Annotated in this window: 2 protein-coding genes; both read right to left on the bottom strand. The window is 57.3% G+C overall.

Translation table 11 applies throughout. The annotated features are described in order from the left end of the window. A partial coding sequence (locus tag HMPREF2891_RS09685) for a hypothetical protein (protein ID WP_222566283.1) occupies positions 1 to 183 on the bottom strand: 183 nt, incomplete at its 3' end. 43 nt (positions 184 to 226) lie between these two features. Next, on the bottom strand, positions 227 to 525 hold a 299-nt coding region (locus tag HMPREF2891_RS07340; RefSeq protein WP_148131744.1), incomplete at its 5' end, for a C40 family peptidase.

The following is a 525-nucleotide window of genomic DNA, read 5'->3' as shown; positions in this document are numbered from 1 at the left end:
GGCTGCCTGGCCTTGGACTCTGAGGTAGTAGGCGGTTGTAGCCGCGTCCTCCCACTTGCCGCTTTCTAGGTCTTTTGCCCGGTCGTTCACAATCACGGTTGCTCGGCCTTGGTAGGTTCCGTCATCGTTCATGGTGAGTTTGACGGGGCCTGCAAGATTTCCTGCTCGTACTATGTAGCTCACTGTTTCACTCCTAAAATTTGGTAGTTGGTTTGTTGGTTTTGGGTTAAATTCGGACGGCTTGCCATTGCATGCCAAGCCAATAAGAGGTGTCGAGGGGTACTTGTTCGACGTGTCCGCCCACGTTGGGGGCGTGGATCATGAGCCGGTTACCACCTGGGTCTTTACCGGCGTAGATGCCGATGTGGTGGTAGTGGCCGCTGCCCGGGGTGGCGAAGCCGATCAGGTCGCCTGGTTGTAGGGCTGATTGGTCTATGGGCGTGCCTGCTTTGGTGATGATGTCGTGGGCGGTTCGCACGTTGAGGGGTTTACCAAGGTCGGCGTAGACGCGCACGACTAGGCCCG

The organism is Actinomyces sp. HMSC065F11, assembly GCF_001813085.1.
Classification (GTDB): Bacteria; Actinomycetota; Actinomycetes; order Actinomycetales; family Actinomycetaceae; genus Gleimia; species Gleimia europaea.
This window is presented reverse-complemented; position numbering and strand designations above follow the sequence as displayed.